Here is a 23415-nt window from a genome sequence, read left to right as displayed (position 1 = left end):
AGTGTCGCACAGGGCCATGCCGGCTTGCATGCGAAGCGGGGCGATCCGTCCGCTATAATCATGCACTTTCCTGTTTGCCGGTTCCGTCATGTTCGAGTCGCTCAGTCAACGTCTTTCCACCACGGTCAATCGCCTGCGCGGTCGTGGCCGGCTGACCGAGGAAAACATCCGCGAGGCCTTGCGCGAGGTGCGCATCGCGCTGCTGGAGGCGGACGTGGCGCTGCCGGTGGTGCAGGCGCTGATCCAGCGGATCAAGGTGCGCGCGGTCGGCCAGGACGTGGTCAAGAGCCTGTCGCCGGGCCAGGCGCTGGTGAAGGTGGTCAGCGACGAGCTGACCGTGGTGATGGGCACCGCCAACACCGAACTGAACCTGGCCCAGCAGCCGCCGGCCGTGGTGCTGATGGCAGGCCTGCAGGGTGCCGGCAAGACCACCACGGTGGCCAAGCTGGCGCGCCTGCTGACCGAGCGCAAGAAGAAAAAGGTGATGGTGGTCAGCTGCGACGTCTACCGTCCGGCCGCGATCGAGCAGTTGCGCACGCTGGCCGAACAGGTCGGTGTGAAGTTCTTCCCGTCCGAGGCGGGCCAGGACCCGGTCGCCATCGCCAGGGCTGCCGTCGCGGCAGCCCGTCGCGAAGTGGTCGACGTGCTGATCGTCGATACCGCCGGCCGCCTGCACGTCGACGAGGCGATGATGGCCGAGATCAAGGCGCTGCACGCCGCGATCATGCCGATCGAAACCCTGTTCGTGGTCGACTCGATGACCGGCCAGGACGCCGCCAACACGGCCAAGGCGTTCAACGAGGCGCTGCCGCTGACCGGCGTGATCCTGACCAAGACCGACGGCGACGCCCGCGGCGGCGCGGCGCTGTCGGTGCGTTACGTCACCGGCAAGCCGATCAAGTTCCTCGGCGCCGGCGAAAAGAGCGATGCGCTGGAACCGTTCCACCCGGATCGTCTGGCCCAGCGCATCCTCGGCATGGGCGACGTGCTGTCGCTGGTCGAGGAGGTCGAGCGCAAGGTCGACCAGGACAAGGCGCAGAAGCTGGCCCAGAAGGTGATGAAGGGCAAGCGTTTCGACATGAACGACATGAAGGACCAGCTGGAGCAGATGGGCAACATGGGCGGCCTGGCCGGGCTGATGGACAAGCTGCCTGGCATGTCCGGTTTGCCGGACAGCGTCAAGTCCAAGGTCAACGACGGCGAGATGAACAAGATGATCGCGATCATCAACTCGATGACCAAGAAGGAGCGTCGTCATCCCGATTTGCTGAACGGCTCGCGCCGCGCCCGCGTGGCGCGCGGTTCGGGCACCCAGCCGGCCGACGTCAACCGCCTGCTCAAGCAGTACATGCAGATGGAAAAGATGATGTCCAAGCTGTCCAAGGGCGGCACGAAGGGCCTGATGCGGCAGATGCGCGGCGCCATGAAGGGCATGGGCGGCATGGGCGGGCTGCCGCCGATGCGTTGACGCGGGGCGCGGGCAGGCATGGCGACGCCCCGATGTTCGCGCGCAAAGTCTTCCCTTTTCCCGAAAAACCGCTAAAATGCCCCGTTTACCGCGCACGTCTCCCGTGTGCCTGCCGCTCATTCGGCAATTCTGGAGTTTTACCATGGTCAAGATTCGTCTTTCGCGCGGTGGCGCCAAGGGCCGTCCGTTCTACCACGTCGTCGTGACCGATCAGCGCAGCAAGCGCGACGGCCGCAACATCGAGAACATCGGTTATTACAACCCGGTCGCGTCGGGCAAGGACAAGCGCCTTGAGCTGAACGTCGAGCGCGTCAAGGAATGGGTGGGCAAGGGTGCGCAGCTGACCGACAAGGTCGCCGCCCTGGTCAAGGAAGCCGGCAAGCAGCAGGCTGCCTGAATCATGGCTGCAGCCGGTCGGCGCGTCCTGATCGGACGCATCGTCGGGCTGTACGGCGTGCAGGGCTGGCTCAAGATCGAATCCTGGGCCGAGCCGCGCATGCGGATCTTCGACTACCAGCCGTGGCTGCTCGGTGCAGCGCCGGGTGTGGAGACGCAGGTCACCGGAGTGAAGGGTCGTACGCAGGGCAAGGGCATGGTGGCCCAGCTGCCCGGGGTGGACGACCGGGAACAGGCCGCGGCGTTGATCGGGACCGACATCTACGTCGCCCGTGAGCAGCTGCCGCCTCCGGCGGAAGGTGAGTATTACTGGGTCGATCTCGAAGGACTCGAGGTCGTCACCACGGAAGACGTGAAGCTGGGGCGGGTCAGTCACCTGTTCGCCACCGGTGCCAACGATGTCGTGGTGGTGAGGGATGGCGAGCGCGAGCGGCTGATTCCTTTCGTCCAGGGTTCGTATGTGCGTTCGGTGGACTTGTCCGCAGGGCGCATGGTGGTGGACTGGGATCCTGAATTCTGACGTCGCCGGGTCGTGGGCAGAGGGTCGAGGATCATGCGCATCGATGTCGTCAGCCTGTTTCCCGACTTCGTGCGCCAGTGCGCCGCCGTCGGTGTGGTGGGACGCGCGCAGCAACGCGAGCTGCTGCAGGTGGAAGCCTGGAACCCGCGCGACTACGCCATCGACAAACACCGCAGCGTGGACAGCAGCTCGTATGGCGGCGGTCCCGGCATGGTGATGATGATCGAACCGTTGCGCACGACCCTGGCGGCCATGCGCGCGGCGGCACCGGAACCGGTGCATCTGGTTTATCTCAGTCCGCAGGGAGCGCGGCTGACGCAGGGCAGGGTGGAAGCGCTGGCGAGGCTGCCGCGCATCGCGCTGCTCTGCGGGCGTTACGAAGGTGTGGACGAGCGTCTGCTGGCGCACGAGGTCGACGAGGAGCTCTCCATCGGCGATTATGTGCTGTCCGGCGGCGAGCTCGCCGCCGCGGTGATCATCGACGCGGTGGGGCGCTTGCAGGACGGCGCGTTGAACGACGCGCAGTCGGCCGAGCAGGATTCATTCTCGGATGGCCTGCTGGATTGTCCGCACTATGCAAAACCGGTGCACGACGCACTGGGTGATGTACCGGAGGTGTTGCTGTCCGGTGACCACGCGGCGATCGCCCGCTGGCGCCTCAAGCAATCGCTGGGACGAACCTGGTTGCGCCGACCCGACTTGTTGTCACAGCGTGGGCTGGATGCTGCATCCCGTGCGCTGCTGGACGAATTCCGCCGCGAACATGCCTCACAAGGGCGAGCGCGGCAAGACGATGCGGCCAAGTGACGGCCGCAGCCCTTGATACCGATTTACGTGAACCGACAGGTGCGCCATGAACAAGATCATTGAACAGTTCGAATCCGAGCAGATCACCCGCCAGCTGCCGGAATTCAGCCCCGGCGACACCGTGGTGGTCAACGTCAAGGTGAAGGAAGGCAACCGCGAGCGCGTGCAGGCGTTCGAGGGCATCGTCATCGCCAAGCGCAGCCGCGGCCTGCATTCGGCCTTCACCGTGCGCAAGATCTCGCACGGCACCGGCGTGGAGCGCGTGTTCCAGGCGCACAGCCCGGCCATCGACTCGGTGACCGTGAAGCGCAAGGGCAAGGTGCGCGGCGCCAAGCTGTATTACCTGCGTGGCCTGGAAGGCAAGGCCGCCCGCATCAAGGAAGACATCGCCGCCGCTGCCGCCGCCAAGGCGAACGCGAAGGCCGCCGCTGCCGCTGCCGAGTAATCCGCTCCGCAGTTGCTGCCGCATGAAAAAACCCGCGGAGCGATCCGCGGGTTTTTTGTGGCCGGAACAAAAAATCCGGGCGCGATGTGGCGGAACGATTTACTCCAGCCGCTGCGGCTGCTGCAGGAAGTTGCCCTGCACGAAATCCACGCCGCAGGCGAACAGCAGCGAGGTGCTGGTGGCGTCCTCGACCCACTCGGCAATGGTCTGGCGTTTCAGTTCGCGTGCCTGCTGGCAGATCTCGGTCACCTTCTTCTGGCTCTCCGGGTGCTGCGGCAGGTCGGCCATGTAGCTGCGGTCGATCTTCAGGTAGTCCGCGTCGATGTGATTGAGCAACTGGAACGAGTTCAGGCCCGAGCCGAACTGCTCCAGCGCGAAGCGGCCGCCGAGTTTCTTCCAGCCGTTGACGAACTCCTGCGCCGGACGCAACAGGGTCATCACCTTGCTCTCGGTCATCTCCAGCACCAGCTGGCCGCGCTTCAGCGCCGCCTGCTTGAGCCGGGTGCCCAGCCACGACAGCAGGGTGTCGTCTTCCAGCGAGGCGGCGGTGAGCTTGACGAAGAACGTGGTCGCCTGGCCCTGGCTCTCGCGCTCCTGCAGCGCCTTGATGGTCTGGTCGAGCACCCAGCGGTCGATCGCGCCGGTGAGGTTGTGCTTCTCGGCGATCGGCATGAAGAAGCCGGGCAGCACCTCGCCCTGCGGGCCGTTCATGCGCAGCAGGATTTCCGAATAGTCGCCTTCGGCATCCTGCAGGCTGATGGTCTGCTGGTGGTAGAGCACCAGGCCCTCGCCGGTCAGCGCCTTGCGCAGCAGCTCCAGCCAGTAGCGCTCGCGTTCCTCGTCGGCCTTCTCGCGCGCGGCCGGGTCGTGCAGCTCCACCTGGCTGCCGCCGAGGCTCTGTGCGGTGCGCAAGGCCTGGCTGGCTTGGTTGAGCAACAGTTCGGTGTTTGCGTTCTTCTCCCCCAGCAGGCTGCCGCCGACGCTGGCGGTGACCGTGATCGAACGCGAACCGGCATCGAAGATTTCGTTGCTGACGCTGTGCTGCAACTTGGCGATCCACTCCTTGATCGCCTCGTCCGGGCGCGAATCGAGCACCACGCCCAAGGTGTGCTCGGCGAGCATGCCGGCGACATCGTCGGCGCCGAGCAGCATACGGATGCGGTCGGCGAAGCCGGAGAGCAGTTCGTCGGCCTTGCCCAGGCCGATGCCGCCCACCAGCGATGCCCAATTGTCGGGCTCGATCAGCAGCAGCGACTGCCCCTTCTTGCCCTTCGCCGCCGCGGTGACGGCGTCGTCGATGGCTTCCAGCATGCGGGCGCGGTTGAACAGGCCGGTGACCGGGTCGCGCTGCAGCTGTTCCAACACGGCCTGGTCGACCAGTTGCCGGCGGAACACGATCTGCAGGCAGGGTTCGCCCTCGAACGTGGCCGGCGCGAATTCCACCGTGGCGTCGAACTGGCTGCCGTCGGCGCGGCGCGCATGCAGGGTGAGCTGGGACGGCGTCTTCTCCTGCCGCGCGTGGCCTCTGAGTAGCGACTTGAATTCGTCGGCGTTGGCCGAGTCGATCATGTCCAGCACCGGCAGCCCGAGCAGGTCGTCGAAGCTCTCGTAGCCGAACGTTTCCAGGTAGGCGTGGTTGGCCCGCACGTGCATGCCCTCGTGCACGTACGCGATCGCATCGGTGGAGGAGTCGAGCAGCGCGTCGCAACGGCGCTCCGATTCGCGCAGGGCGGTCTCCAGGCGGCGCACCTGGCGACGCGTCTGCAGCGAGTCGAACTCGCGCTGCAGTACCGCGATCAGCTGCTTCGGCTGGCTGCGCGAGGCGACGCCCCGGGCGCCGTGCACGAACAGGTCCGCCACGATCTGGTTGTCGATCGAGTTGACCAGGCCCAGCAGCGAGTAGTCGCGGCCGTACGCATCGAGCACCTTGACGGCGTCCTCCAGGCTGATGCTGGTGATCGCCGGGTCGAACATCACCACGTCCGGTTCCAGCTCGTTCACCGCAGCCTGCATCTGCTCCACGTTGGTGGCACGGGCCGGCCGCACGGCAATGCCGGTATTGCGCAGCAGGCTGATGATCTGCTCGGCCTCTTCCAGCGAACTTTCGATGAAGAGGATCTTGATGACGTAATCTTTTTTCATGGGGCGTGACGCTGTCCGTTGATCATCGCTGGCGGTACGGAGGAGAGGTATGCGATCAGCCGCGATCAGTGTTTGTAACGGATTCCGCCAGCAGCCGCCAGCGGAAAAACCATGGAACAGTGACCGCGGCCCGGTTCACAGCGGCCGCTTGGAGGCGTCGCCGCCCACCTCACGCACCAGCCGAGGCACCAGATAGCCCGGCAGGCGGGCGCGCAGTGCCTCCATCAACGCTAGGGCACGCTTGTCGTCGACCTCGAAATGCGCGGCACCCTGCACGCGGTCGAGCTGGTGCAGGTAGTACGGCAGCACGCCGGCGGCGAACAGCCGTTCGGACAGCTCGGCCAAGGTGTCGGCGTCGTCATTGATCCCGCGCAGCAGCACCGACTGGTTGAGCACGGTGGCGCCGGCCGCGCGCAGGCGAGCGCAGGCAGCGTCGACGCTGGCGTCCAGTTCGTTGGCATGGTTCGCATGCAGCACGACCACCTTCTGCAGCGGCACGGCGGTCAGCCAGCCGATGAAGGCGTCGTCGACGCGCTCCGGCAGCACCACCGGCAGGCGGCTGTGGATGCGCAGGCGGATGATGTGCGGCAGGTCGGTCAGGCCGCGGGTCAGTTCCTCCAGCTTGTGTGTGGCCAGTGCCAGCGGGTCCCCGCCGGACAGGATCAGTTCGCGGATCGACGGATCCGCCTTCACGTGGGCCAGTGCCTCGTGCCACTGCGATGCGGCGGCGATTTCCTCGCCGTAGGGGAAGTGCCGACGGAAGCAGTAGCGGCAGTTGATCGCGCAGCTGCCGCTGGCAATCAGCAGGGCACGGCCGTCGTACTTGTGCAGGACGCCATGCCCGGCCTTCGAGGCCATGTCGCCGACCGCGTCGAGCGTGAAGCCCTCGGCCTGGTCGTGCTCGGCCAGCTGCGGGAGCACCTGCAGCAACAACGGGTCGAACGGGTCGTTGCGGCGCATGCGCGCCACGAATCCGCGGGGAACGCGCAGGGCGAAGCCGGCGTCGTCCGGCGGCAGCAGGTCGGCACGACCGCCCAGGCCCACGGCCTGCAGCAGTTCCACGGGATCGGTGATGGCGTCCCGCCACAATTCGCGCCAGCCGGGTGTGGGCGACGATAGGCGGGCATGGGGGCTTGCGGTTATCATGGCGGGCCTTGGAGCGGGCGGCAAAGCCCGTGACAGACACCCATTTTAGCCGCCCATTGGGCGAAATTGACTCCGGAGCACTAACGCATGGCGACCCTTGGCCTCAATGACGTCAAAACGGGCAAGAAGATCCTTCATAACGGTGACCCCTGGGTCATCACCGAAGCGGACTTCGTCAAGCCGGGCAAGGGCCAGGCGTTCACCCGCATTCGCATTCGCAACCTGAAGGACGGCCGCACCACCGAGCAGACGCTCAAGTCCAGCGATTCCTTCGAAGAAGCGGATGTCACCGATACCGACATGCAACTTTCCTTCATCGATGGCCTCGGCAAGGATCGGTTGTGGCACTTCATGAACATGGAAACCTTCGAGATGGTGCCGGCGACGCTGGCCGCGATGGGTGACGCATGGAAGTGGCTCAAGGGCGAGGAAGAGTGCGTGGTCACGCTGTTCAACGGCAGCATCGTTGCCGTGCAGCCGCCGAAGTTCGTCGAGCTGAAGATCGCCGAGACCGATCCGGGCGTGCGCGGCGACACCTCGGGTGGTGGCGGCAAGCCGGCCACGCTGGAGACCGGTGCCGTGGTGCGCGTGCCGCTGTTCGTCAATCAGGACGAAGTCATCAAGGTCGACACCCGCACTGGCGAGTACGACAGCCGCGTGAAGTGACGTGCCGGCGCGTGAGCGAACCTCACGTCCTTGCCGGCGTGCCGTCCCTGCTGAAGCAGGGATGACGAACATGGGGCGGGCGCCGCAAGGTGTGCCGCCCCATCTCGTATCCATCCTTATGCAGAGTGAGTGAGCGATGAGCCAGATGCCTCCACAGCCCGTCGACCTGATGATCGAAGCCCGCTGGGTCGTGCCGGTCGAGCCGCATGCGGTGGTGCTGGAAAACCACGCGGTGGTGGTGCAGGACGAGCGCATCGTGGCGCTGCTGCCGATCGCCGACGCGCGGCTCGCCTATGCGCCGCGCGAGCGCGTCGAACTGGGCGAGCACGCGCTGATCCCCGGCCTGGTCAACAGCCACACGCACAACCCGATGACCCTGCTGCGCGGCCTCGCCGACGACCTGCCGCTGATGGTGTGGCTGCAGCAGCACATCTGGCCGGCCGAGGCGAAGGTGATGGGCGCCGAGTTCGTGCGCGACGGCGTCGAGCTGGCGGTGGCCGAGATGCTGCGCGGCGGTACCACCTGCGCCAACGAGAACTACTTCTTCCCCGACGTGATCGGCGCCACTTATCGCAAGCTGGGTTTCCGCGCGGTGGTCGGCCTGCCGGTGATCGAGTTCCCCACCGCGTGGGCGAAAAGCCAGGACGAATACTTCGAGCGCGCCAGCGAAGTGCATGACAGCTTCCGCAGCGACAACCTGGTCAGCACCGCGTTCGCGCCGCACGCGCCGTACACGGTGTCGGACGAGAGCTTCGAGCGCATCCGCGTGCTGTCCGACCAGCTCGACATCCCGGTGCACCTGCACACCCACGAGACCGCGCACGAGGTCGAGGACGAGAAGGCCAAGAGCGGCCTGCGCCCGTTCCAGCGCCTGCAGAAGCTGGGCCTGGTCAACGACCGCCTGATCGCCGTGCACATGACCCAGCTGACCGACGGCGAGATCGCCGCGTGCGCCGCCGCCGGCGTGTCGGTGGTGCATTGCCCGGAGTCCAACCTGAAGCTGGCCTCCGGCTTCTGCCCGGCGGAGAAGCTGCGCCTGGCCGGCGTCAACGTGGCGCTGGGCACCGACGGCTGCGCTTCGAACAACGACCTGGACATGTTCGGCGAGATGCGCACCGCCGCGCTGCTGGCCAAGGCGGTCGCCGGCGACGCCGCGGCGTTCGACGCCGCGTTCGCGCTGCGCGCGGCCACGCTCAACGGCGCGAAGGCGGTCGGACTGGAAGCGAAGATCGGCTCGATCGAGCTCGGCAAGCAGGCCGACTTCGCCGCCGTGCGATTGAGCGAGCTGGAGACCCAGCCGATGTTCCACGTCATCTCGCAGCTGGTCTACGCTACCGGCCGCCACCAGGTCAGCGACGTGTGGATCGCCGGCCGGCGCAAGCTGGCCGGGCGCGAGCTGGTCGGCATGGATGTCGCTGCGATCCTGGAGCGGACGCACGCCTGGCGCGAACGCATCGCCTCGGCCTGAACCGGAGTCTTCGATGAACCGTTACCTGATCCTGCTGATCCGCCGGCCGCACCTCGACCCGGCGGTAGTGCCGCTGCACCTGGCGTTCCTGGACGGCTTGCGTGAAGAAGGCCGGGTGGAATTGTCCGGCGGCTTCAGCGACAAGTCCGGCGGCGCCTACCTGCTGCGCGCGGCCGACCTCGCCGAGGCGACCGCGATCGTGCAAAACGACCCGGCCCACGTCAGCGGCGGCTGGGATATCACGGTATACGAGTGGCAAGCGTCTTAACTTTTTGTGTTCCTCCATGAACGCAAAGATCAAGAAGCGGCCATCCATGGCCGCACTTTTCAATAAACTCATGTACTCACCATGGACTCGAACATGATCGCCGCCAACGTCAGCCCCGAGGAAATCGCCCGTTTCGACAGCCTGGCGGCGCGCTGGTGGGATCCCGATGGCGAATCGCGCCCGCTGCACGACCTCAACCCGGTGCGCGCCGCCTATATCGCCGCGCGCACCGACCTGCGCGGGGCGAAGGTCGCCGACGTCGGCTGCGGCGGCGGCGTGCTCAGCGAGACGCTGGCGCGCGCCGGGGCGAAGGTTACCGGCATCGACCTGGGCGGCAAGGTGATCGATGTCGCGAAGCTGCACCTGCATGAATCCGGGCTCAGCGTCGACTATCGCGTGCAGTCCTCGGCCGCGTTGGCCGCCGCCGAGCCGGAAAGTTTCGACGCGGTGTGCTGCATGGAGCTGATCGAGCACGTGCCCGACCCGGAGGCGCTGGTGAACGACCTGGCCGCGATGCTGAAGCCGGGTGCGCGGCTGTTCATGTCCACCATCAACCGCACGCCGGCCGCGTTCGGCGCGGCGATCGTGGGCGCTGAATACGTGATGCGCATGCTGCCGCGCGGCACCCATCACTATGCGCAGTTCCTGAAGCCGTCCGAGCTGAGCCGCCTGCTGCGCCACGCCGGGCTGGAGCTGGAGGACGTCTCGGGGCTCGCCTACAACCCGCTCAACCGCAAGGCCTGGCTGAGCCGGATCACCGCGGTCAATTACGTGCTCAGCGCACGCAAGCCGGCATGAAGCCCTTGCCCGAAAACATCCAGGGCGTGCTGTTCGACCTGGACGGCACCTTGCTTGACAGCGCTCCCGATCTGTACGCCGCCTTGCTGGCGCAGTGCGCGGAACAGGGCGTGCCGCCGCCGCCGTACGCGCCGGTGCGCGAGGTAGTTTCGCGCGGCGCGCGTGCCGTGTTGCGCTGCGCGTTTGCCGATCGCGGCGAAGCTGCGCTGGAAGCGCTGGTGCCGCGCTACCTGCAGCTGTACCAGGACGTGATGGCACAGCAGACGCGCGCGTTCGATGGCGTCGACGAGCTGCTGGCGCGGATCGAAGCGCATGGTCTGCGTTGGGGCATCGTCACCAACAAGGCAGGCTTCCTCACCGACGAACTGGTCGCCCGCATCGGTTGGGCGCAGCGCGCCAGCGCGGTGGTTTCCGGCGATACGCTGGCGGTGAAGAAACCCGATCCGGCACCGGTGCTGCTGGCCTGCGAACGCGCCGGCGTGGCGCCCGCGCAAAGCCTGTTCGTCGGCGACGACCGCCGCGACGTACAGGCCGGCGCCGCCGCCGGCCTGTACACGGTGGCGGTGAGTTGGGGCTATCTCGATGGCGGCGATCCGCAGACGTGGGGCGCCGACAAGGTACTGGATCATCCGGCCGAACTGGCCGAACTGCTGCAGCTGCAGCCGGTCACGGCATGATCGAGCTGATCGAACAAAACGCCGCGCTGCAAGGCTTCATCGACAAGTGGCTGGCAGTGCAACCGCAGCAGCGCGTCGCACTGGTGTTCGTCGATGGCCGGCGCTATCCCGGCCACGTCGCGCTGGCCGCGCTGGAGCAGGAATTGCTCGGCGCCGCCTACGGCATCCGCGAACCGCAGGTGGCGGCGGCCAAGCTCAACTGGTGGGCCGAGGAACTGGCCGGTGCGCCGGCCAGCGGCGGCCGCCACCCGCTGACCCAGGTATTGTTCGACGACGAACGCGCGCATGCCATCGCCAGCAACCTGTGGCTGGCCCCGGTGCTGGCGGCCATGGCGCAGTTGGAACAGGGCACCGCCGCGGATTTCGCCGCCCAGATCGAGGCGGCGATGCCGCTGCATGGCGCGCTGGCCGCGCTGGAAACCGCCTGGTGGTATGGCGCCGAGGCGTCACCGGTGCGGGCGTCGCGGGTCGCCGTGCTGAATCACCTGCTGTATGCGCTGCTGCGGCTGGAGCAGGATGCCGAACGCGACCGCCTGCCGCTGCCGATGGCGCGGCTGGCGCGGCATGGCCTGAGCCGCGTGCAATTGCGCAGCCACGGCGCGGCGCGGCAGCAGGCGGTCAAGGCGCAACTGGACGACCTGCTGGCCAGCTGGGCGGAGTCGGCCACGCTGGCCGGGCCGCTCAGCGTGTTTCGCGCGCTGGAATCGCGCCACGCGAACAAGCTGGCGCAACGCGCGGCGCGGGCCGGCGATGCGCTGGCGGTATTGCAGGCCGGCCAGTCGCGCACCGGGCTGGCGACCTCGCTGCAGGCGTGGCAGGCCGCGCGTGCGTGGCGCCGGTACGTGGCGTAAAACGACCCAAGACGCAGTGTTTCCGTCACACCACTATTGCGCGGCGGCCTGCTTGCCCCAAGATTGCTTGCTTCGCGGCGACCTGTTCGCCGATGTCAGGACCCCCACCATGCCGAACCAGGAAAATACCGCCCGCCTGCTGCCCGATGTCGCCGTGCATGCGCAACCGCATCTTGCCGGCGCGCTGGACTGGGTCGGCATGGCCGACATCCAGGTGCCGGTGCTGTTCGATGCCGGCGACGGCCAGGTGCAGCGCGCCAGTGCCCGGGTCGGCGCCTTCGTCAACCTGAACCGGCCGGACAAGCGCGGCATCCACATGTCGCGGCTGTACCTGCAGGTCGAGCAGGCGCTGAGCACGCAGACGCTGAGTGCCGACATGCTGCACGCGCTGCTGCGCGGTTTCCTCGACTCGCACAAGGACCTGTCCGACCGCGCCTGCCTCAGCATCCAGTTCGAGCACCTGGTGCGCCGCCCGGCCCTGAAAAGCGCCAACAGCGGCTGGCGTGCGTACCCGGTATGCATCGAGGCCAGCCTCACCGGCGACGAGTTCCTGCTCGAGTTCGGCACCGAGGTGGTCTACTCCTCGACCTGCCCGGCCTCGGCCGCGCTGTCGCGCCAGTTGATCCAGGACCAGTTCGCCAGCGACTTCGACGCTACCGGGCCGCTCGACCACGCCGCGGTGCTGGCCTGGCTCGGCAGCGAGCGTGGCATCGTCGCTACCCCGCACGCCCAGCGCAGCGTGGCGCGCCTGCGCATCCGCACGGCGACCGGTGCGGGCTTCCACCTGATCGACCTGATCGATCGCGTCGAGCACGCGCTCGGCACGCCGGTGCAGACCGCGGTGAAGCGCGAGGACGAACAGGCCTTCGCGCTGGCCAACGGCGGCAACCTGATGTTCTGCGAGGATGCCGCCCGGCGCATCCAGAAGGCGCTCGACACCGACGCCGCACTGAGCGACTTCCACATCCGCGTCGAGCACCAGGAAAGCCTGCATCCGCATGATGCAGTGGCGTACGCGAGCAAGGGCGTGGAAGGCGGTTACGGTTCCACGCCGTGACGCCCGCTTCGTAGGGTGCGGACATCGTCCGCCACTGCCGTCTGTCGGAAGCCGGCGATCGCCTCGATGCCGTCGTGCTTCACGCGAAGTTGGCGTGGAGGCGAGGACCTTGCGTCGACGAGTTCGGCATTCCCGGACAGTCAGTGGACGTCAGGGGAATCTCCCCGGGAGCGGCAGCGGGAAAAATGGAAGTGCTCGGGCACCGGATCGTGGCCACCCGTGCACAATGGCTGGCAGCGTAGCAGCCGCCAACCGGTCAGCAGGCTGCCGCGCCACGGACCGAAGCGGGTGATCGCAATCCGTGCATAATCGGAGCAAGTGGGGTGGAAGCGGCAACGCGGGCCAAGCAGGGGACTGAGCCAGCGCTTGTACAAACGCAGCATCCACAGTATCAATCGGGTAAGGACATTCACGGTGCCGGAGCGGCTTGCGACAGGTAGTGGTACAAGTATTCCAGAAGCAAGCTTGCTGGTGTAGGACACTTGGGCTATAACACCCGGCCGCCAAGGCCAAAAACGGTGAAGGGATATGGCGAAAACAACGCGTAATTCGACCGCTGCCAAGGCGCAGAAGGGCAAGACTTCGGCTGACGTCAAGGCCGGCAAGTCGAAGACAGCTGGAGGCAAGGCGCGGACCGTGAAGAGCGCCAGCAAGGCACCTGCAAAGACCGGTCGTAGCGCGGCCAGCAAGACTGTGGCGAAGAAAGTCGCGGCCAAGCCGGCCGCTACCAGGAAACCGGTCGCCAAGCCTGCGGTCAAGAAAGTCGCCGCCAAATCGCCAGCGAAGAAGGCCAGCCCGGCGAAGAAGCCTGTCGCGAAGAAGGCGGCCGTGAAGAAAGTGGCGGTCAAGAAGGCCGTTGCGAAAAAGCCGGCGCCGAAAAAGGCCGCCGTCAAGAAGGTCGTCGCCAAGAACACCAAGCCCAAGGCTGCCGCAGCCCGGAAACCGGCAGCGAAACCGGTGAACAAGGTAGTCGCCAGGAAATCGCCGCCGGCCAAACCCGTGGCCAAGCATGCCGCGAAACCGGCGGCCAAGCCGGCCACCAAGCCGACCGCGAAACCCGTCGCCAAGCCGGCACCGGCGGCAGCGGTTGTCAAAAGCGTATCCCCGGCACCCGCCAGCACCCTGTTCAAGGGCAAGGTGGCGAGTGCAACCGCCATGGTGACACCGCGTGCAGCCCCAGCCGCCGCGCATCATGCCTCTTCCCACAAAAATCAGAAAAACTCGTCGTCCTCAATGAATAGACTTGCTTCAAAAAAACTCGATAACGGCATCACCCGCGAAGACGGGCGGTACGCGTTACCTTCCACCAGCAACATCACGTTGCCCAAGGGTTATCACCCCTCGCCGAACGAGGAATACATGAACCCCATGCATCTGGCCTACTTCCGCAACAAGCTGCGCGACTGGCGCGATCAGCTGGTGGAAGAATCGCGCCAGACCATGGACAACCTGCGCGAGGAAGTGCGTGACGTCGGTGACGAAGCCGAGCGTGCCACCCGCGAGACCGAAAACTCGCTGGAGCTTCGTACCCGCGACCGTTACCGCAAGCTGATCTCGAAGATCGACAAGGCGCTGCGCCGGATCGAGGAAGGCAGCTACGGCTTCTGCGAGGAGACCGACGAGGAGATCGGCATCGACCGCCTCGATGCGCGTCCGATTGCGACGCTGTCGCTGGATGCGCAGGAACGCCGCGAGCACCTGCAGAAGCAGATGGGGGATTAAGCCTCCGCTGCCCGCGTCACGAAAAAAAGCCCCGCTCGATGCGGGGCTTTTTTTCAGGAGTGAGGGAAGAGGAGTGAGCAGTGAGAGGAAAGCCGGACCGCAACATGCCGTTGCCTTCTCTCACTGCTCACTCCTCTCCACTCACTCCTCGTTCTTCGTTGCCTGCGCCGCGTAACCCTTCAGCTTCGCCAGCATCGCCGCCAGCCCGTTCGAGCGCGTGGGCGAGAGATGCTTGGCCAGGCCGATCGTGCCGATGAAGGTGGGCTCGGTGGCGACGATCTCCGCGGCCGGACGATCGGAATAGACGCGCAACACCAGGGCGATCAGGCCGGACACGATCGCCGAATCGCTGACCGCCTCGAAGTGCATCTTCGACGCATTGCCGCTGGGCACCAGCCACACCATCGACTGGCAACCGTGCACGCGATGCTCCTCCGTCTTCCACGCCTCGGGGAAGGCAGGCAGCTGCTTGCCGAGATCGATCAGGTACTGGTAGCGCTCGGTCCAGTCGCCGAAGAAGGCGAATTCCTCGGCGATCTCCTGCTGGGCCTGCTCGGCGCTGGTGGCGGCAATGGCGTTCATGCGGACATTATCGCGCGAACAAGCTGAATTCACGAATGTACGCAGGCGTCGCTCAGCCCTTCGCCACACTCCAGCGCGTGCCCTGGGCACTGTCCTCGATCGCGATGTTCATGGCCGCCAGCTCGTCGCGGATCGCGTCGGCACGCGCGAAATCGCGGGCGGCGCGGGCCGCCTGGCGCTGTTGCAGCAGATCCTCGATGTGCGCCGCGTCGACCGTGCTCTCGCCGCGCCTGAACCAGGCTTCCGCATCCTGCTGCAGCAGGCCGAGCAGGGCGCCGCCGCCGAGCAGGGCGGCTTTCGCCCCCGCGCTGCCGGACTGGCGCGCCGCATCGGCCAGCACGGACAGCTCGGCCAGCGCCTGCGGCGTGTTGAGGTCGTCGCACAGGGCCGCCTCGATGCGTTCCGGCACCGGCAGTTCGCCGGCCGGCAGTTTGACCCCGGCCAAGTCGCGCAGCACGCGATACCAGCCATCCAGCGTGCTGGTCGCCTGGGCGATGGCCGCCTCGGACCAGTCCAGCGGCTGCCGGTAGTGGCCGCTCAGCAGGCGCAGGCGCAATGCCTCCGGCGGGTGCAGTTGCAGCAACTCGTGCACCAGCAGCACGTTGCCCAGCGACTTGGACATCTTGCGGCCGTCGAAGGTGAGCATGCCGTTGTGCACCCACCAGCGCGCGAACACCTTGCCGCCGTGCGCGCAGGTGGACTGGGCGATTTCGTTCTCGTGATGCGGGAACAGCAGGTCGACGCCGCCGGCGTGGATGTCGATGGTGTCGCCCAGGTGCGCCGCGCTCATCGCCGAGCATTCGATGTGCCAGCCCGGGCGGCCAAGGCCCCACGGGCTGTCCCAGCCGGGCAGATCGGGCGTGGAGGGTTTCCACAGCACGAAATCGCCGGCGTGGCGCTTGTACGGGGCCACCTCGACGCGGGCGCCGGCGATCAGTTCCTCGGGATCGCGGCCGGACAGCTCGCCGTAGGCCGGGAACGAGCCGACGTCGAACAGCACGTGGCCTTCGGCGGCATAGGCATGGCCGCTGTCCAGCAGGCTCTCGATCATCGCGATGATCGGGCCGATGTGGGTGGTGGCGTGCGGTTCGACGTCCGGCGGCGCCACGCCGAGTCCGGCCATGTCCTCGCGATACGCCTGCGCGAAGCGGTCGGTGATCGTACCGATGGGCACGCCCTGCTGCTGCGCGGCGGTGTTGATCTTGTCGTCGACGTCGGTGATGTTGCGGGCGTACAGCACCTGCGGGTAATGCCGGCGCAGCAGGCGCACCAGCACGTCGAACACCACCGGTCCGCGCGCATTGCCGATATGCACGTAGTTGTAGACGGTGGGGCCGCACAGGTACATCGTCACGCGCTCGGGATCGAGCGGGGTGAATGGCTCGGTGCGGCGGGTCAGGCTGTTGTAGAGCGATATCGGCATCGGTGGAATCCGCAACGTGGGGCCACGCAGGGCGGGGCGCGGCCAGCCCGGCATCTTAACAAGGTGTAAGTAGCCGAGTCGCGCAAGCCCCGCCGGAAGCGGTTCTAAGCGTGTATTCAGCGTGAATTTGCTGGAATGCTGCCAGTACGCGTGCAAACGCGCCTGTGGTTCCGAGATTGGGAGGTCGTGATGACCAAGTTGTGGCTTTCCGCACTGGTACTTGCCGTGATGGCTACCGGCGTCCATGCGCAGGATGCGCGCTACGCCAATGCCGATGACAATGCCCACTACGGCTGGGCCGACGTGCTGCGCGCGGACCCGGTGCAAGGTGTCACCCGCACCGAAGTGCCGCGGCAGGAGTGCTACGAGCAGCCGGTGGTGCGCCGCGAGGGTGGCAACAGCACGGCCGGCACGGTGCTGGGCGCCGTGATCGGCGGCGTGCTGGGCAACACCGTGGGCAAGGGCGACGGGCGCAAGGCGGCGACCGTCGTCGGCGCCGTGGCAGGCGGCGCGGTGGGCAACCGGGCGGCCGGTCGCGGTGGCGAGTACGAAACCACCCAGACCCAGTGTCGCGAGGTCAGCTCGATCAGCGAGCAGCGCCGGATCATCGGCTACGACGTGGAATACCGCTATCGCGGCGAGGTCTACACGTCGCGCCTGAACTACGATCCGGGCGAGCGCCTGCGCGTACGCGTGCGGGTCGATCCCGCCGACTGATTCGCCCGCATGACCGTCGCCGCCACCCGTTGGCGGCGATCTTTTTCCGGGATCCGATTTTTTTGTTGCACGGCAGCGAAATTGCCGCCATCATGCGCACTCGTCACTTGGTATCCGCATGTCCACAGCCGTCTATACCGCCACCGTACTGACCAGCGCCCGCGCGGCTGCTGGCATGACGTCGCGTGCGCGCCGACCGCTGGATGGATATTCGGCCGGGTAGGCAGTCGCACGCGTTTCATGTGTATCGACGACAAAACCCGGCCATTGCGCCGGGTTTTTTGTGTTTTGGATTGGGAGTAGATCATGGCTCTACGGCATTTCATCACCACCCAGGATTACAGCCGCGCCGAGATCGACGCGCTGCTGGAGCAAGCCGCCGCGTTCAAGCGTTCGCCGCGCGGCCAGCAGCTGGCCGGCAAATCCATCGCGCTGCTGTTCTTCAACCCTTCGATGCGCACCCGCACCAGCTTCGAGCTGGGTGCGTTCCAACTGGGTGGCCACGCCATCGTGCTGGCGCCGGGCAAGGACGCGTGGCCGATCGAGTTCGAGGTGGGCAGCGTGATGGACGGCGATACCGAGGAGCACATCGCCGAGGTGGCGCGGGTGCTGTCGCGTTACGTCGACCTGATCGCGGTGCGCGCATTCCCGAAATTCCAGGACTGGGCGGTGGACCGGCAGGACACCGTGATCAAGGCGTTCGCGCAGTACGCCACGGTGCCGGTGATCAACATGGAGACGATCACCCATCCCTGCCAGGAACTGGCCCACGCGCTGGCGCTGAAGGAGCATCTGGGCGATCTGCAGAACAAGAAGTACGTGCTGACCTGGACCTATCACCCGAAGCCGCTGAACACCGCGGTGGCGAACTCCGCGCTGCTGATCGCGACGAAGCTGGGCATGGACGTGACCTTGCTGTGCCCCACGCCCGATTACGTGCTGGACGAGCGCTACATGGCATTTGGCCGTCTGAACGCCGAACAGAACGGCGGCTCGTTGAAGGTCAGCCACGACATCGAGGAGGCCTACGCCGGCGCCGACGTGGTCTACGCCAAGAGCTGGGGCGCGTTGCCGTTCTTCGGCAAGTGGGAGCAGGAGAAGCCGATCCGCGAGGCGCACAAACACTTCATCGTGGACGAGGCCAAGATGGCGTTGACCCATAACGGACTCTTCAGCCACTGCCTGCCGTTGCGCCGGAACATCAAGGCCACCGACGCGGTGATGGATTCGCCCGCGTGCATCGCCATCGACGAGGCCGAGAACCGCCTGCACGTGCAGAAGGCGGTGATGGCGTCGCTGATCGGCCAGGGTTGAGCAGGGTATGTATACGCCGAAGCATTTTGTGGAAACCCGCGTCGAGGCCCTGCACGGGCTGATCCGCGCGTACCCGTTCGCCACGCTGGTGACCCGCGCGGCCGATGGGTTGACGGCCAATCACCTGCCGTTCGAATTGGTCGGCGAGGTGCTGCACGGCCATGTCGCCCGCGGCAACGAGCTGGCGCAACTGGATGGCGCCGAGGTGCTGCTGGTGTTCCAGGGGCCGGATGGCTACATCAGCCCGAACTGGTACCCCAGCAAGCACGAGACCGGGCGCGAGGTGCCGACCTGGAACTACGCGGTGGTGCACGTGCACGGCCGGTTGCGCGTGATCGATGACGCGGCGTGGCTGCGTCGTCTGCTGGAAACCTTGACCGATCACCATGAAGCGGGTCAGCCGCAGCCGTGGAAGATCAGCGATGCGCCGGAAGACCACATCGAGAAGTCGCTGCGCGCGATCGTCGGCCTCGAAGTCGCGGTCGATCGCATCGAGGGCAAGTTCAAGCTGAGCCAGAACCATCCCGCGCGCAACCGCGCCGGCGTAGTCGCCGGGTTGCGCGAGCGCGACGGCGATGGCGACGTAGAACTGGCTGCGTTGATGACTCAACAAGAGGAACCGAAACCGTGAACCATCAGCACCACTATCGCGTCGACGTGGAATGGACCGGCAACCTCGGCAGCGGTACGGATGGCTACCGCAACTACAGCCGCGACCACCTCATCCGCATCGACGGCAAGCCGGCGATCGCCGGTTCCTCCGACCCCACGTTCCGCGGCGATGCTACGAAGCACAACCCCGAGGACATGCTGGTCACTGCCTTGTCGACCTGCCACATGCTGTCCTATCTGCACATGGCCACCGTGGCCGGCGTGGTGGTGACGGCCTATGCCGATGCCGCCGAAGGCACGATGGCCACCGAAGGCGATGGTGGGCGCTTCGTCGACGTGGTGTTGCGCCCCACGGTAACGATCAGCGCCGCGAGCGACCCGGCCAAGGCCAAAGCCGCGCACGAGGCGGCGCACCACGCCTGCTTCATCGCCAATTCCGTGAATTTCCCGGTGCGCTGCGAGCCGCGCATCGTCGTCGAATCCGCCTGACCCTCTCTTCTTTTCAGGATCTGCAAGCCATGAGCAAAGACATCGTCCTCGCCTTTTCCGGCGGCCTCGACACCAGCTTCTGCGTGCCCTATCTGCAGGAGCGCGGCTGGGCCGTGCACACCGTGTTTGCCGATACCGGCGGTGTCGACGCCGAAGAGCGCGCCTTCATCGAGAACCGCGCGAAGGAACTGGGCGTGGCCAGCCATGTCACGGTCGACGGCGGTCCGGCGATCTGGGCGGGCTTCGTCAAGCCGTTCGTGTGGGCCGGCGAAGGCTACCAGGGGCAGTACCCGCTGCTGGTGTCCGACCGCTACCTGATCGTCGAGGCCGCGCTGAAGCGCGCCGCCGAACTGGGCACGAAAGCGATCGCGCATGGCTGCACCGGCATGGGCAACGACCAGGTGCGCTTCGACCTGGCGGTCAAGGCGCTGGGCGACTACGAGATCGTGGCGCCGATCCGCGAGATCCAGAAGGAACACACGCAGACGCGCGCCTACGAGCAGAAGTACCTGGAAGACCGCGGCTTCGGCGTGCGCGCCAAGCAGCAGGCCTACACCATCAACGAGAACCTGCTCGGGCTGACCATGTCCGGCGGCGAGATCGACAAGTGGCAGGCGCCTGGCGCAGGCGCGGTGGGCTGGTGCAAGCCGCGTGCCGAATGGCCGTCCAAACCGCTGCAGGTGAAGATCGGCTTCGCGGGCGGCGAAGCGGTGACGCTGGACGGCGAGAAGATCGCCGGGCACACCATGCTGGCCAAGCTCAACAGCCTGTTCGCGCAGTACGGCGTGGGCCGCGGCCTCTACACCGGCGACACCACGATCGGCCTGAAGGGCCGCATCATTTTCGAGGCGCCGGGCCTGACCGCGCTGCTCGCCGCGCACCGCGCGCTGGAAGAGGCCGTGCTCAGCAAGCAGCAGAATCGCTTCAAGCCGGAAGTGGCGCGCAAGTGGGTGGAGCTGGTCTACGAGGGCTTCTTCCACGACCCGCTGAAGACCGACCTGGAAGCCTTCCTGGCGTCCAGCCAGTCCACTGTCAATGGCACGGTGACGCTGGAGACGAACGGCGGCAGCGTCGGTGCGGTGGCGGTGGAGTCGAAGCACATCCTCAACGCCAAGGGCGCCACCTATGCGCAGTCGGCCGACTGGGGCGTGGAAGAGGCCGAGGGTTTCATCAAGCTGTTCGGCATGAGCAGCACGTTGTGGGCCGAGGTCAATCGCGGATGAGTGCGCTGCTCGATGCCACGTTGAAACATCTGGCGGCGCTGGTCGGCTTCGACACGCGCAATCCGCCGCGCACGATCGATACCGGTGGCATCTTCGACTACCTGCGCGCGCAACTGCCCGGCTTCGCGGTGACGGTGACCGATTTCGGTGCCGGCGCGGTGGCCCTGCACGCGGTGCGCGGCCAACCGAAGGTCCTGTTCAACGTGCACCTGGACACCGTGCCGGACTCGCCGGCGTGGACGGCCGATCCGCACACGCTGCGGGTCACGGCCGATCGCGCAATCGGTCTGGGTGCGTGCGACATCAAGGGTGCGGCGGCGGCGTTGCTGGCGGCGGCGAATGCCAGCGACGGCGATCTGGCCTTGCTGTTCTCCACCGATGAGGAGGCGAACGATGCGCGCTGCATCGCGGGCTTCCTGCAGGCTTTTCCCCCTCTCCCCGCGGGAGAGGGCCGGGGTGAGGGTACGGTCGGAGCCGGATTTCCCGCTTCGGCCGTACCCTCACCCCAACCCCTCTCCCGAGGGGAGAGGGGCTACCAAGCCGTCATCGTGGCCGAACCCACGAAGGGCGAGGCGGTGCTGGCGCATCGCGGCATCCAGTCGGTGCTGATGCGCTTCGCCGGCCACGCCGGGCATGCCTCGGGGGAGCAGAAGCCCAGCGACAGCGCGCTGCACCAGTCGGTGCGCTGGGGTAACGCGGCGCTGGACTTCGTCGCGGCGCAGTCGCACGAGCGCTTCGGCGGGCTGACCGGCCTGCGCTTCAACATCGGCCGCATCGAGGGCGGCATCAAGGCGAACATGATCGCACCGAGTGCCGAGGTTCGCTTCGGCATGCGACCGCTGCCCACGATGGATCCGGACCGCTTGCTGATGCAGTTCAGCACGCTGGTCGAGCCGGCGCCGGTAGAGTTCACGGAGACCTTCCGCGGCGCCTCGCTGCCGGCCGGCGACACGGCGAACGCCGAGGCGAACCGGCTGGTCGCGCGCGACCTTGCCGACGAACTGGGCATTCCGGTCGGCAACGCAGTGGACTTCTGGACCGAGGCCGCGCTGTTCTCCGCCGCCGGTTACACCGCCTTCGTCTACGGCCCCGGCGACATCGCCCAGGCACACAGCGCCGACGAGTGGGTCGCGCTGGAGCAGCTCGAGCGCTATGCGCAAACGGTATGTCGGATCATCGGGAAGTCCGGCCAGGGACGGCCGGTTCTTGACTCTCGCCTTCACGGATGAACGCAAGGAATGAACATGGAAACGCATAAGCACACCAGAAAGACCATCGTGCGCCTGCTTTCGAGCATGGGCAGCGCGAAGGAAATCCAGCAGTACCTCAAGCGCTTCTCCGAACTGGACGCCAAGCGCTTCGCCGTGGTGAAGGTCGGCGGCGCGGTGCTGCGCGACGAGCTGGCCGACCTCGCATCGTCGCTGACCTTCCTGCAGCAGGTGGGGCTGACCCCGATCGTGCTGCACGGCGCCGGCCCGCAGCTGGACGAGGAGCTGGCTGCCGCCGGCATCGAGAAGCAGACCGTAGGCGGCCTGCGCGTGACCTCGCCGAAGGCGCTGGGCATCGTGCGGCGTGTGTTCATGCAGCAGAACCTGAAGCTGGTGGAAGCGCTGCAGTCGATGGACACCCGCGCCACCGCAGTGCCGTCGGGCGTGTTCATGGCCAGTTACCTCGACCGGGACACCTACGGTTTGGTCGGCAAGGTGGAGAACATCAACCTGGCGCCGATCGAGGCCAGCCTGCGCGCCAATTCGATCCCGGTGATCGCCAGCCTGGGCGAAACCGACGAGGGGCAGATCCTCAACGTCAACGCCGACGTCGCCGCCAACGAACTGGTGCGCGTGCTGCAGCCGTACAAGATCGTGTTCCTCACCGGCACCGGCGGCCTGCTCGACGGCGACGGCAAGGTGATCGACTCGATCAACCTCAGCACCGAGTTCGAGCACCTGATGGCGCAGCCGTGGATCAACGGCGGCATGCGCCTGAAGATCGAGCAGATCGCCGACCTGCTGGCCGACCTGCCGCTGACCTCGTCGGTGTCGATCACCCGGCCGGCCGAGCTGGCCAAGGAGCTGTTCACCCACAAGGGTTCCGGCACCCTGGTACGGCGCGGCGAGAAGGTGCTGCGTTTCGACTCCTGGGATGGCGTGGACCGCGCACGCATGCGCGAGCTGATCGAGTCCAGCTTCGGCCGCACTCTGGTGCCGGACTACTTCGAGCGCACCCGGCCGATGCGCATCTACGTCAGCGAGAACTACCGCGCGGCGATGATTCTCACCATCGAAGACGGCCTGCCGTACCTGGACAAGTTTGCCGTACTCGACGACGCGCAGGGCGAAGGCCTGGGCCGCGCGGTGTGGCAGGTGATGCGCGAGGAAAATCCGCGGCTGTTCTGGCGCTCGCGCCACGGCAACCCGGTCAACCCTTTCTACTACGCCGAATCGGACGGCTGCATCAAGCAGCCGCGCTGGAAGGTGTTCTGGTACGGCATCGACGACTTCGACACGATTTCCCGCTGCGTGGCGCATTGCGCGCAACGCCAGCCGACACTGGTGGATTGAAGCAAGACGAGCTCCCTCCCCTGCTTGCAGGGGAGGGCTGGGGTGGGGTGCTCTTGATCTTGA

The 23415-nt window shown here is 66.6% G+C and carries 25 protein-coding genes; 20 read left to right on the top strand and 5 right to left on the bottom strand.

Features of this window, described 5'->3' with window-relative positions:
- The first annotated feature begins 88 nt into the window (after positions 1-88).
- From ffh to rplS, 5 genes are all read left to right on the top strand, one after another.
- The gene (gene ffh, locus ABIE04_RS02910; RefSeq protein WP_354547078.1) at positions 89-1468 is read left to right on the top strand and encodes a signal recognition particle protein; all 1380 of its coding nucleotides are present in this window, start codon (positions 89-91) and stop codon (positions 1466-1468) included.
- A gap of 142 nt (positions 1469-1610) precedes the next feature.
- The gene (gene rpsP / locus ABIE04_RS02905; RefSeq protein WP_056386481.1) at positions 1611-1865 is read left to right on the top strand and encodes a 30S ribosomal protein S16; all 255 of its coding nucleotides are present in this window, start codon (positions 1611-1613) and stop codon (positions 1863-1865) included.
- A 3-nt stretch (positions 1866-1868) separates the two neighbouring features.
- Positions 1869-2384, top strand: a complete 516-nt coding sequence (rimM, locus tag ABIE04_RS02900) for a ribosome maturation factor RimM (protein ID WP_354547077.1) — start codon at positions 1869-1871, stop codon at positions 2382-2384.
- A gap of 33 nt (positions 2385-2417) precedes the next feature.
- On the top strand, positions 2418-3191 hold the full coding sequence (trmD, locus tag ABIE04_RS02895) for a tRNA (guanosine(37)-N1)-methyltransferase TrmD (RefSeq protein ID WP_354547076.1): 774 nt from the start codon (positions 2418-2420) through the stop codon (positions 3189-3191).
- Positions 3192-3237: 46 nt separating this feature from the next.
- Positions 3238-3636, top strand: coding sequence for a 50S ribosomal protein L19 (gene rplS, locus ABIE04_RS02890; protein WP_354547075.1), 399 nt, complete (start codon positions 3238-3240; stop codon positions 3634-3636).
- Positions 3637-3735: 99 nt separating this feature from the next.
- Here rplS and ABIE04_RS02885 read toward each other — a convergent pair whose 3' ends face one another.
- Together ABIE04_RS02885 and epmB are read right to left on the bottom strand one after the other, a co-directional pair.
- Positions 3736-5778: an EAL domain-containing response regulator gene (locus tag ABIE04_RS02885; RefSeq protein ID WP_354547074.1), complete on the bottom strand. Its 2043-nt coding sequence runs from the start codon at positions 5776-5778 to the stop codon at positions 3736-3738.
- A 135-nt stretch (positions 5779-5913) separates the two neighbouring features.
- Positions 5914-6924, bottom strand: coding sequence for an EF-P beta-lysylation protein EpmB (gene epmB, locus ABIE04_RS02880; protein ID WP_354547073.1), 1011 nt, complete (start codon positions 6922-6924; stop codon positions 5914-5916).
- An 87-nt stretch (positions 6925-7011) separates the two neighbouring features.
- On the opposite strand from epmB, the gene efp reads away from it, so the two are divergent.
- From efp to folE2, 7 genes are all read left to right on the top strand, one after another.
- Positions 7012-7590, top strand: coding sequence for an elongation factor P (gene efp / locus ABIE04_RS02875; RefSeq protein WP_354547072.1), 579 nt, complete (start codon positions 7012-7014; stop codon positions 7588-7590).
- 136 nt (positions 7591-7726) lie between these two features.
- On the top strand, positions 7727-9058 hold the full coding sequence (locus ABIE04_RS02870) for a TRZ/ATZ family hydrolase (protein ID WP_354547071.1): 1332 nt from the start codon (positions 7727-7729) through the stop codon (positions 9056-9058).
- Between the two features lie 13 nt (positions 9059-9071).
- On the top strand, positions 9072-9326 hold the full coding sequence (locus ABIE04_RS02865) for a YciI family protein (RefSeq protein ID WP_354547070.1): 255 nt from the start codon (positions 9072-9074) through the stop codon (positions 9324-9326).
- A 93-nt stretch (positions 9327-9419) separates the two neighbouring features.
- Positions 9420-10124, top strand: a complete 705-nt coding sequence (gene ubiG / locus ABIE04_RS02860) for a bifunctional 2-polyprenyl-6-hydroxyphenol methylase/3-demethylubiquinol 3-O-methyltransferase UbiG (RefSeq protein WP_354547069.1) — start codon at positions 9420-9422, stop codon at positions 10122-10124.
- Positions 10121-10801 carry a phosphoglycolate phosphatase gene (gph, locus tag ABIE04_RS02855; RefSeq protein WP_354547068.1) on the top strand — a complete coding sequence of 227 codons (681 nt, stop codon included), beginning with the start codon at positions 10121-10123 and terminating at the stop codon, positions 10799-10801. Before ubiG ends, gph begins: the two co-directional genes overlap by 4 nt.
- The gene (locus ABIE04_RS02850) at positions 10798-11652 is read left to right on the top strand and encodes a phytoene synthase (RefSeq protein WP_354547067.1); all 855 of its coding nucleotides are present in this window, start codon (positions 10798-10800) and stop codon (positions 11650-11652) included. Before gph ends, ABIE04_RS02850 begins: the two co-directional genes overlap by 4 nt.
- Before the next feature lie 109 nt (positions 11653-11761).
- On the top strand, positions 11762-12709 hold the full coding sequence (gene folE2, locus ABIE04_RS02845) for a GTP cyclohydrolase FolE2 (protein WP_354547066.1): 948 nt from the start codon (positions 11762-11764) through the stop codon (positions 12707-12709).
- Positions 12710-12849: 140 nt separating this feature from the next.
- On the opposite strand, the gene yidD is transcribed toward folE2, so the two are convergent.
- On the bottom strand, positions 12850-13092 hold the full coding sequence (gene yidD / locus ABIE04_RS02840) for a membrane protein insertion efficiency factor YidD (RefSeq protein WP_354547065.1): 243 nt from the start codon (positions 13090-13092) through the stop codon (positions 12850-12852).
- 145 nt (positions 13093-13237) lie between these two features.
- Here yidD and dksA point away from each other — a divergent pair, with 145 nt between their 5' ends.
- Positions 13238-14431, top strand: coding sequence for an RNA polymerase-binding protein DksA (gene dksA, locus ABIE04_RS02835; protein WP_354547064.1), 1194 nt, complete (start codon positions 13238-13240; stop codon positions 14429-14431).
- Between the two features lie 141 nt (positions 14432-14572).
- Here dksA and ABIE04_RS02830 read toward each other — a convergent pair whose 3' ends face one another.
- Positions 14573-15013 carry a SufE family protein gene (locus tag ABIE04_RS02830; protein ID WP_354547063.1) on the bottom strand — a complete coding sequence of 147 codons (441 nt, stop codon included), beginning with the start codon at positions 15011-15013 and terminating at the stop codon, positions 14573-14575.
- A 52-nt stretch (positions 15014-15065) separates the two neighbouring features.
- On the bottom strand, positions 15066-16436 hold the full coding sequence (gene cysS, locus ABIE04_RS02825; RefSeq protein ID WP_354547062.1) for a cysteine--tRNA ligase: 1371 nt from the start codon (positions 16434-16436) through the stop codon (positions 15066-15068).
- A 189-nt stretch (positions 16437-16625) separates the two neighbouring features.
- On the opposite strand from cysS, the gene ABIE04_RS02820 reads away from it, so the two are divergent.
- The 7 genes from ABIE04_RS02820 to ABIE04_RS02790 all read left to right on the top strand — a co-directional run bounded on the left by ABIE04_RS02820 (position 16626) and on the right by ABIE04_RS02790 (position 23352).
- Entirely contained in the window at positions 16626-17153 is a 528-nt protein-coding gene (locus tag ABIE04_RS02820; protein WP_354547061.1) for a glycine zipper 2TM domain-containing protein, read from the top strand.
- Between the two features lie 306 nt (positions 17154-17459).
- Positions 17460-18467, top strand: coding sequence for an N-acetylornithine carbamoyltransferase (locus ABIE04_RS02815; protein WP_354547060.1), 1008 nt, complete (start codon positions 17460-17462; stop codon positions 18465-18467).
- A 7-nt stretch (positions 18468-18474) separates the two neighbouring features.
- Positions 18475-19098 carry an FMN-binding negative transcriptional regulator gene (locus ABIE04_RS02810; RefSeq protein WP_354547059.1) on the top strand — a complete coding sequence of 208 codons (624 nt, stop codon included), beginning with the start codon at positions 18475-18477 and terminating at the stop codon, positions 19096-19098.
- Complete coding sequence (locus ABIE04_RS02805) at positions 19095-19568, top strand: OsmC family protein (RefSeq protein WP_354547058.1); 474 nt, start codon at positions 19095-19097, stop codon at positions 19566-19568. Before ABIE04_RS02810 ends, ABIE04_RS02805 begins: the two co-directional genes overlap by 4 nt.
- 29 nt (positions 19569-19597) lie before the next feature.
- Positions 19598-20791 carry an argininosuccinate synthase gene (locus ABIE04_RS02800; RefSeq protein WP_354547057.1) on the top strand — a complete coding sequence of 398 codons (1194 nt, stop codon included), beginning with the start codon at positions 19598-19600 and terminating at the stop codon, positions 20789-20791.
- Positions 20788-22020, top strand: a complete 1233-nt coding sequence (locus ABIE04_RS02795; RefSeq protein ID WP_354547056.1) for an acetylornithine deacetylase — start codon at positions 20788-20790, stop codon at positions 22018-22020. The genes ABIE04_RS02800 and ABIE04_RS02795 overlap by 4 nt, the downstream gene beginning before the upstream one ends.
- Before the next feature lie 15 nt (positions 22021-22035).
- Positions 22036-23352: an acetylglutamate kinase gene (locus ABIE04_RS02790; RefSeq protein ID WP_354547055.1), complete on the top strand. Its 1317-nt coding sequence runs from the start codon at positions 22036-22038 to the stop codon at positions 23350-23352.
- The last annotated feature ends 63 nt before the right edge of the window (positions 23353-23415 follow it).

It is taken from the genome of Rhodanobacter soli (assembly GCF_040548735.1).
Taxonomy (GTDB): Bacteria; Pseudomonadota; Gammaproteobacteria; order Xanthomonadales; family Rhodanobacteraceae; genus Rhodanobacter; species Rhodanobacter soli_A.
This window is presented reverse-complemented; position numbering and strand designations above follow the sequence as displayed.

Bases quoted from the DNA above. Each gene is read 5' to 3' on its own strand.
- ABIE04_RS02850 (WP_354547067.1), top strand. From the start codon at position 10,798: ATGATCGAGCTGATCGAACAAAACGCCGCGCTGCAAGGCTTCATCGAC.
- ubiG (WP_354547069.1), top strand. From the start codon at position 9,420: ATGATCGCCGCCAACGTCAGCCCCGAGGAAATCGCCCGTTTCGACAGC.
- ABIE04_RS02795 (WP_354547056.1), top strand. From the start codon at position 20,788: ATGAGTGCGCTGCTCGATGCCACGTTGAAACATCTGGCGGCGCTGGTC.
- ABIE04_RS02790 (WP_354547055.1), top strand. From the start codon at position 22,036: ATGGAAACGCATAAGCACACCAGAAAGACCATCGTGCGCCTGCTTTCG.
- cysS (WP_354547062.1), bottom strand. From the start codon at position 16,436: ATGCCGATATCGCTCTACAACAGCCTGACCCGCCGCACCGAGCCATTC.
- ABIE04_RS02870 (WP_354547071.1), top strand. From the start codon at position 7,727: ATGAGCCAGATGCCTCCACAGCCCGTCGACCTGATGATCGAAGCCCGC.
- ABIE04_RS02820 (WP_354547061.1), top strand. From the start codon at position 16,626: ATGACCAAGTTGTGGCTTTCCGCACTGGTACTTGCCGTGATGGCTACC.
- rimM (WP_354547077.1), top strand. From the start codon at position 1,869: ATGGCTGCAGCCGGTCGGCGCGTCCTGATCGGACGCATCGTCGGGCTG.
- yidD (WP_354547065.1), bottom strand. From the start codon at position 13,092: ATGCTGCGTTTGTACAAGCGCTGGCTCAGTCCCCTGCTTGGCCCGCGT.
- trmD (WP_354547076.1), top strand. From the start codon at position 2,418: ATGCGCATCGATGTCGTCAGCCTGTTTCCCGACTTCGTGCGCCAGTGC.
- ABIE04_RS02865 (WP_354547070.1), top strand. From the start codon at position 9,072: ATGAACCGTTACCTGATCCTGCTGATCCGCCGGCCGCACCTCGACCCG.
- folE2 (WP_354547066.1), top strand. From the start codon at position 11,762: ATGCCGAACCAGGAAAATACCGCCCGCCTGCTGCCCGATGTCGCCGTG.
- ABIE04_RS02810 (WP_354547059.1), top strand. From the start codon at position 18,475: ATGTATACGCCGAAGCATTTTGTGGAAACCCGCGTCGAGGCCCTGCAC.
- ABIE04_RS02885 (WP_354547074.1), bottom strand. From the start codon at position 5,778: ATGAAAAAAGATTACGTCATCAAGATCCTCTTCATCGAAAGTTCGCTG.
- dksA (WP_354547064.1), top strand. From the start codon at position 13,238: ATGGCGAAAACAACGCGTAATTCGACCGCTGCCAAGGCGCAGAAGGGC.
- efp (WP_354547072.1), top strand. From the start codon at position 7,012: ATGGCGACCCTTGGCCTCAATGACGTCAAAACGGGCAAGAAGATCCTT.
- epmB (WP_354547073.1), bottom strand. From the start codon at position 6,924: ATGATAACCGCAAGCCCCCATGCCCGCCTATCGTCGCCCACACCCGGC.
- ABIE04_RS02815 (WP_354547060.1), top strand. From the start codon at position 17,460: ATGGCTCTACGGCATTTCATCACCACCCAGGATTACAGCCGCGCCGAG.
- ABIE04_RS02800 (WP_354547057.1), top strand. From the start codon at position 19,598: ATGAGCAAAGACATCGTCCTCGCCTTTTCCGGCGGCCTCGACACCAGC.
- ABIE04_RS02830 (WP_354547063.1), bottom strand. From the start codon at position 15,013: ATGAACGCCATTGCCGCCACCAGCGCCGAGCAGGCCCAGCAGGAGATC.
- ffh (WP_354547078.1), top strand. From the start codon at position 89: ATGTTCGAGTCGCTCAGTCAACGTCTTTCCACCACGGTCAATCGCCTG.
- rplS (WP_354547075.1), top strand. From the start codon at position 3,238: ATGAACAAGATCATTGAACAGTTCGAATCCGAGCAGATCACCCGCCAG.
- rpsP (WP_056386481.1), top strand. From the start codon at position 1,611: ATGGTCAAGATTCGTCTTTCGCGCGGTGGCGCCAAGGGCCGTCCGTTC.
- gph (WP_354547068.1), top strand. From the start codon at position 10,121: ATGAAGCCCTTGCCCGAAAACATCCAGGGCGTGCTGTTCGACCTGGAC.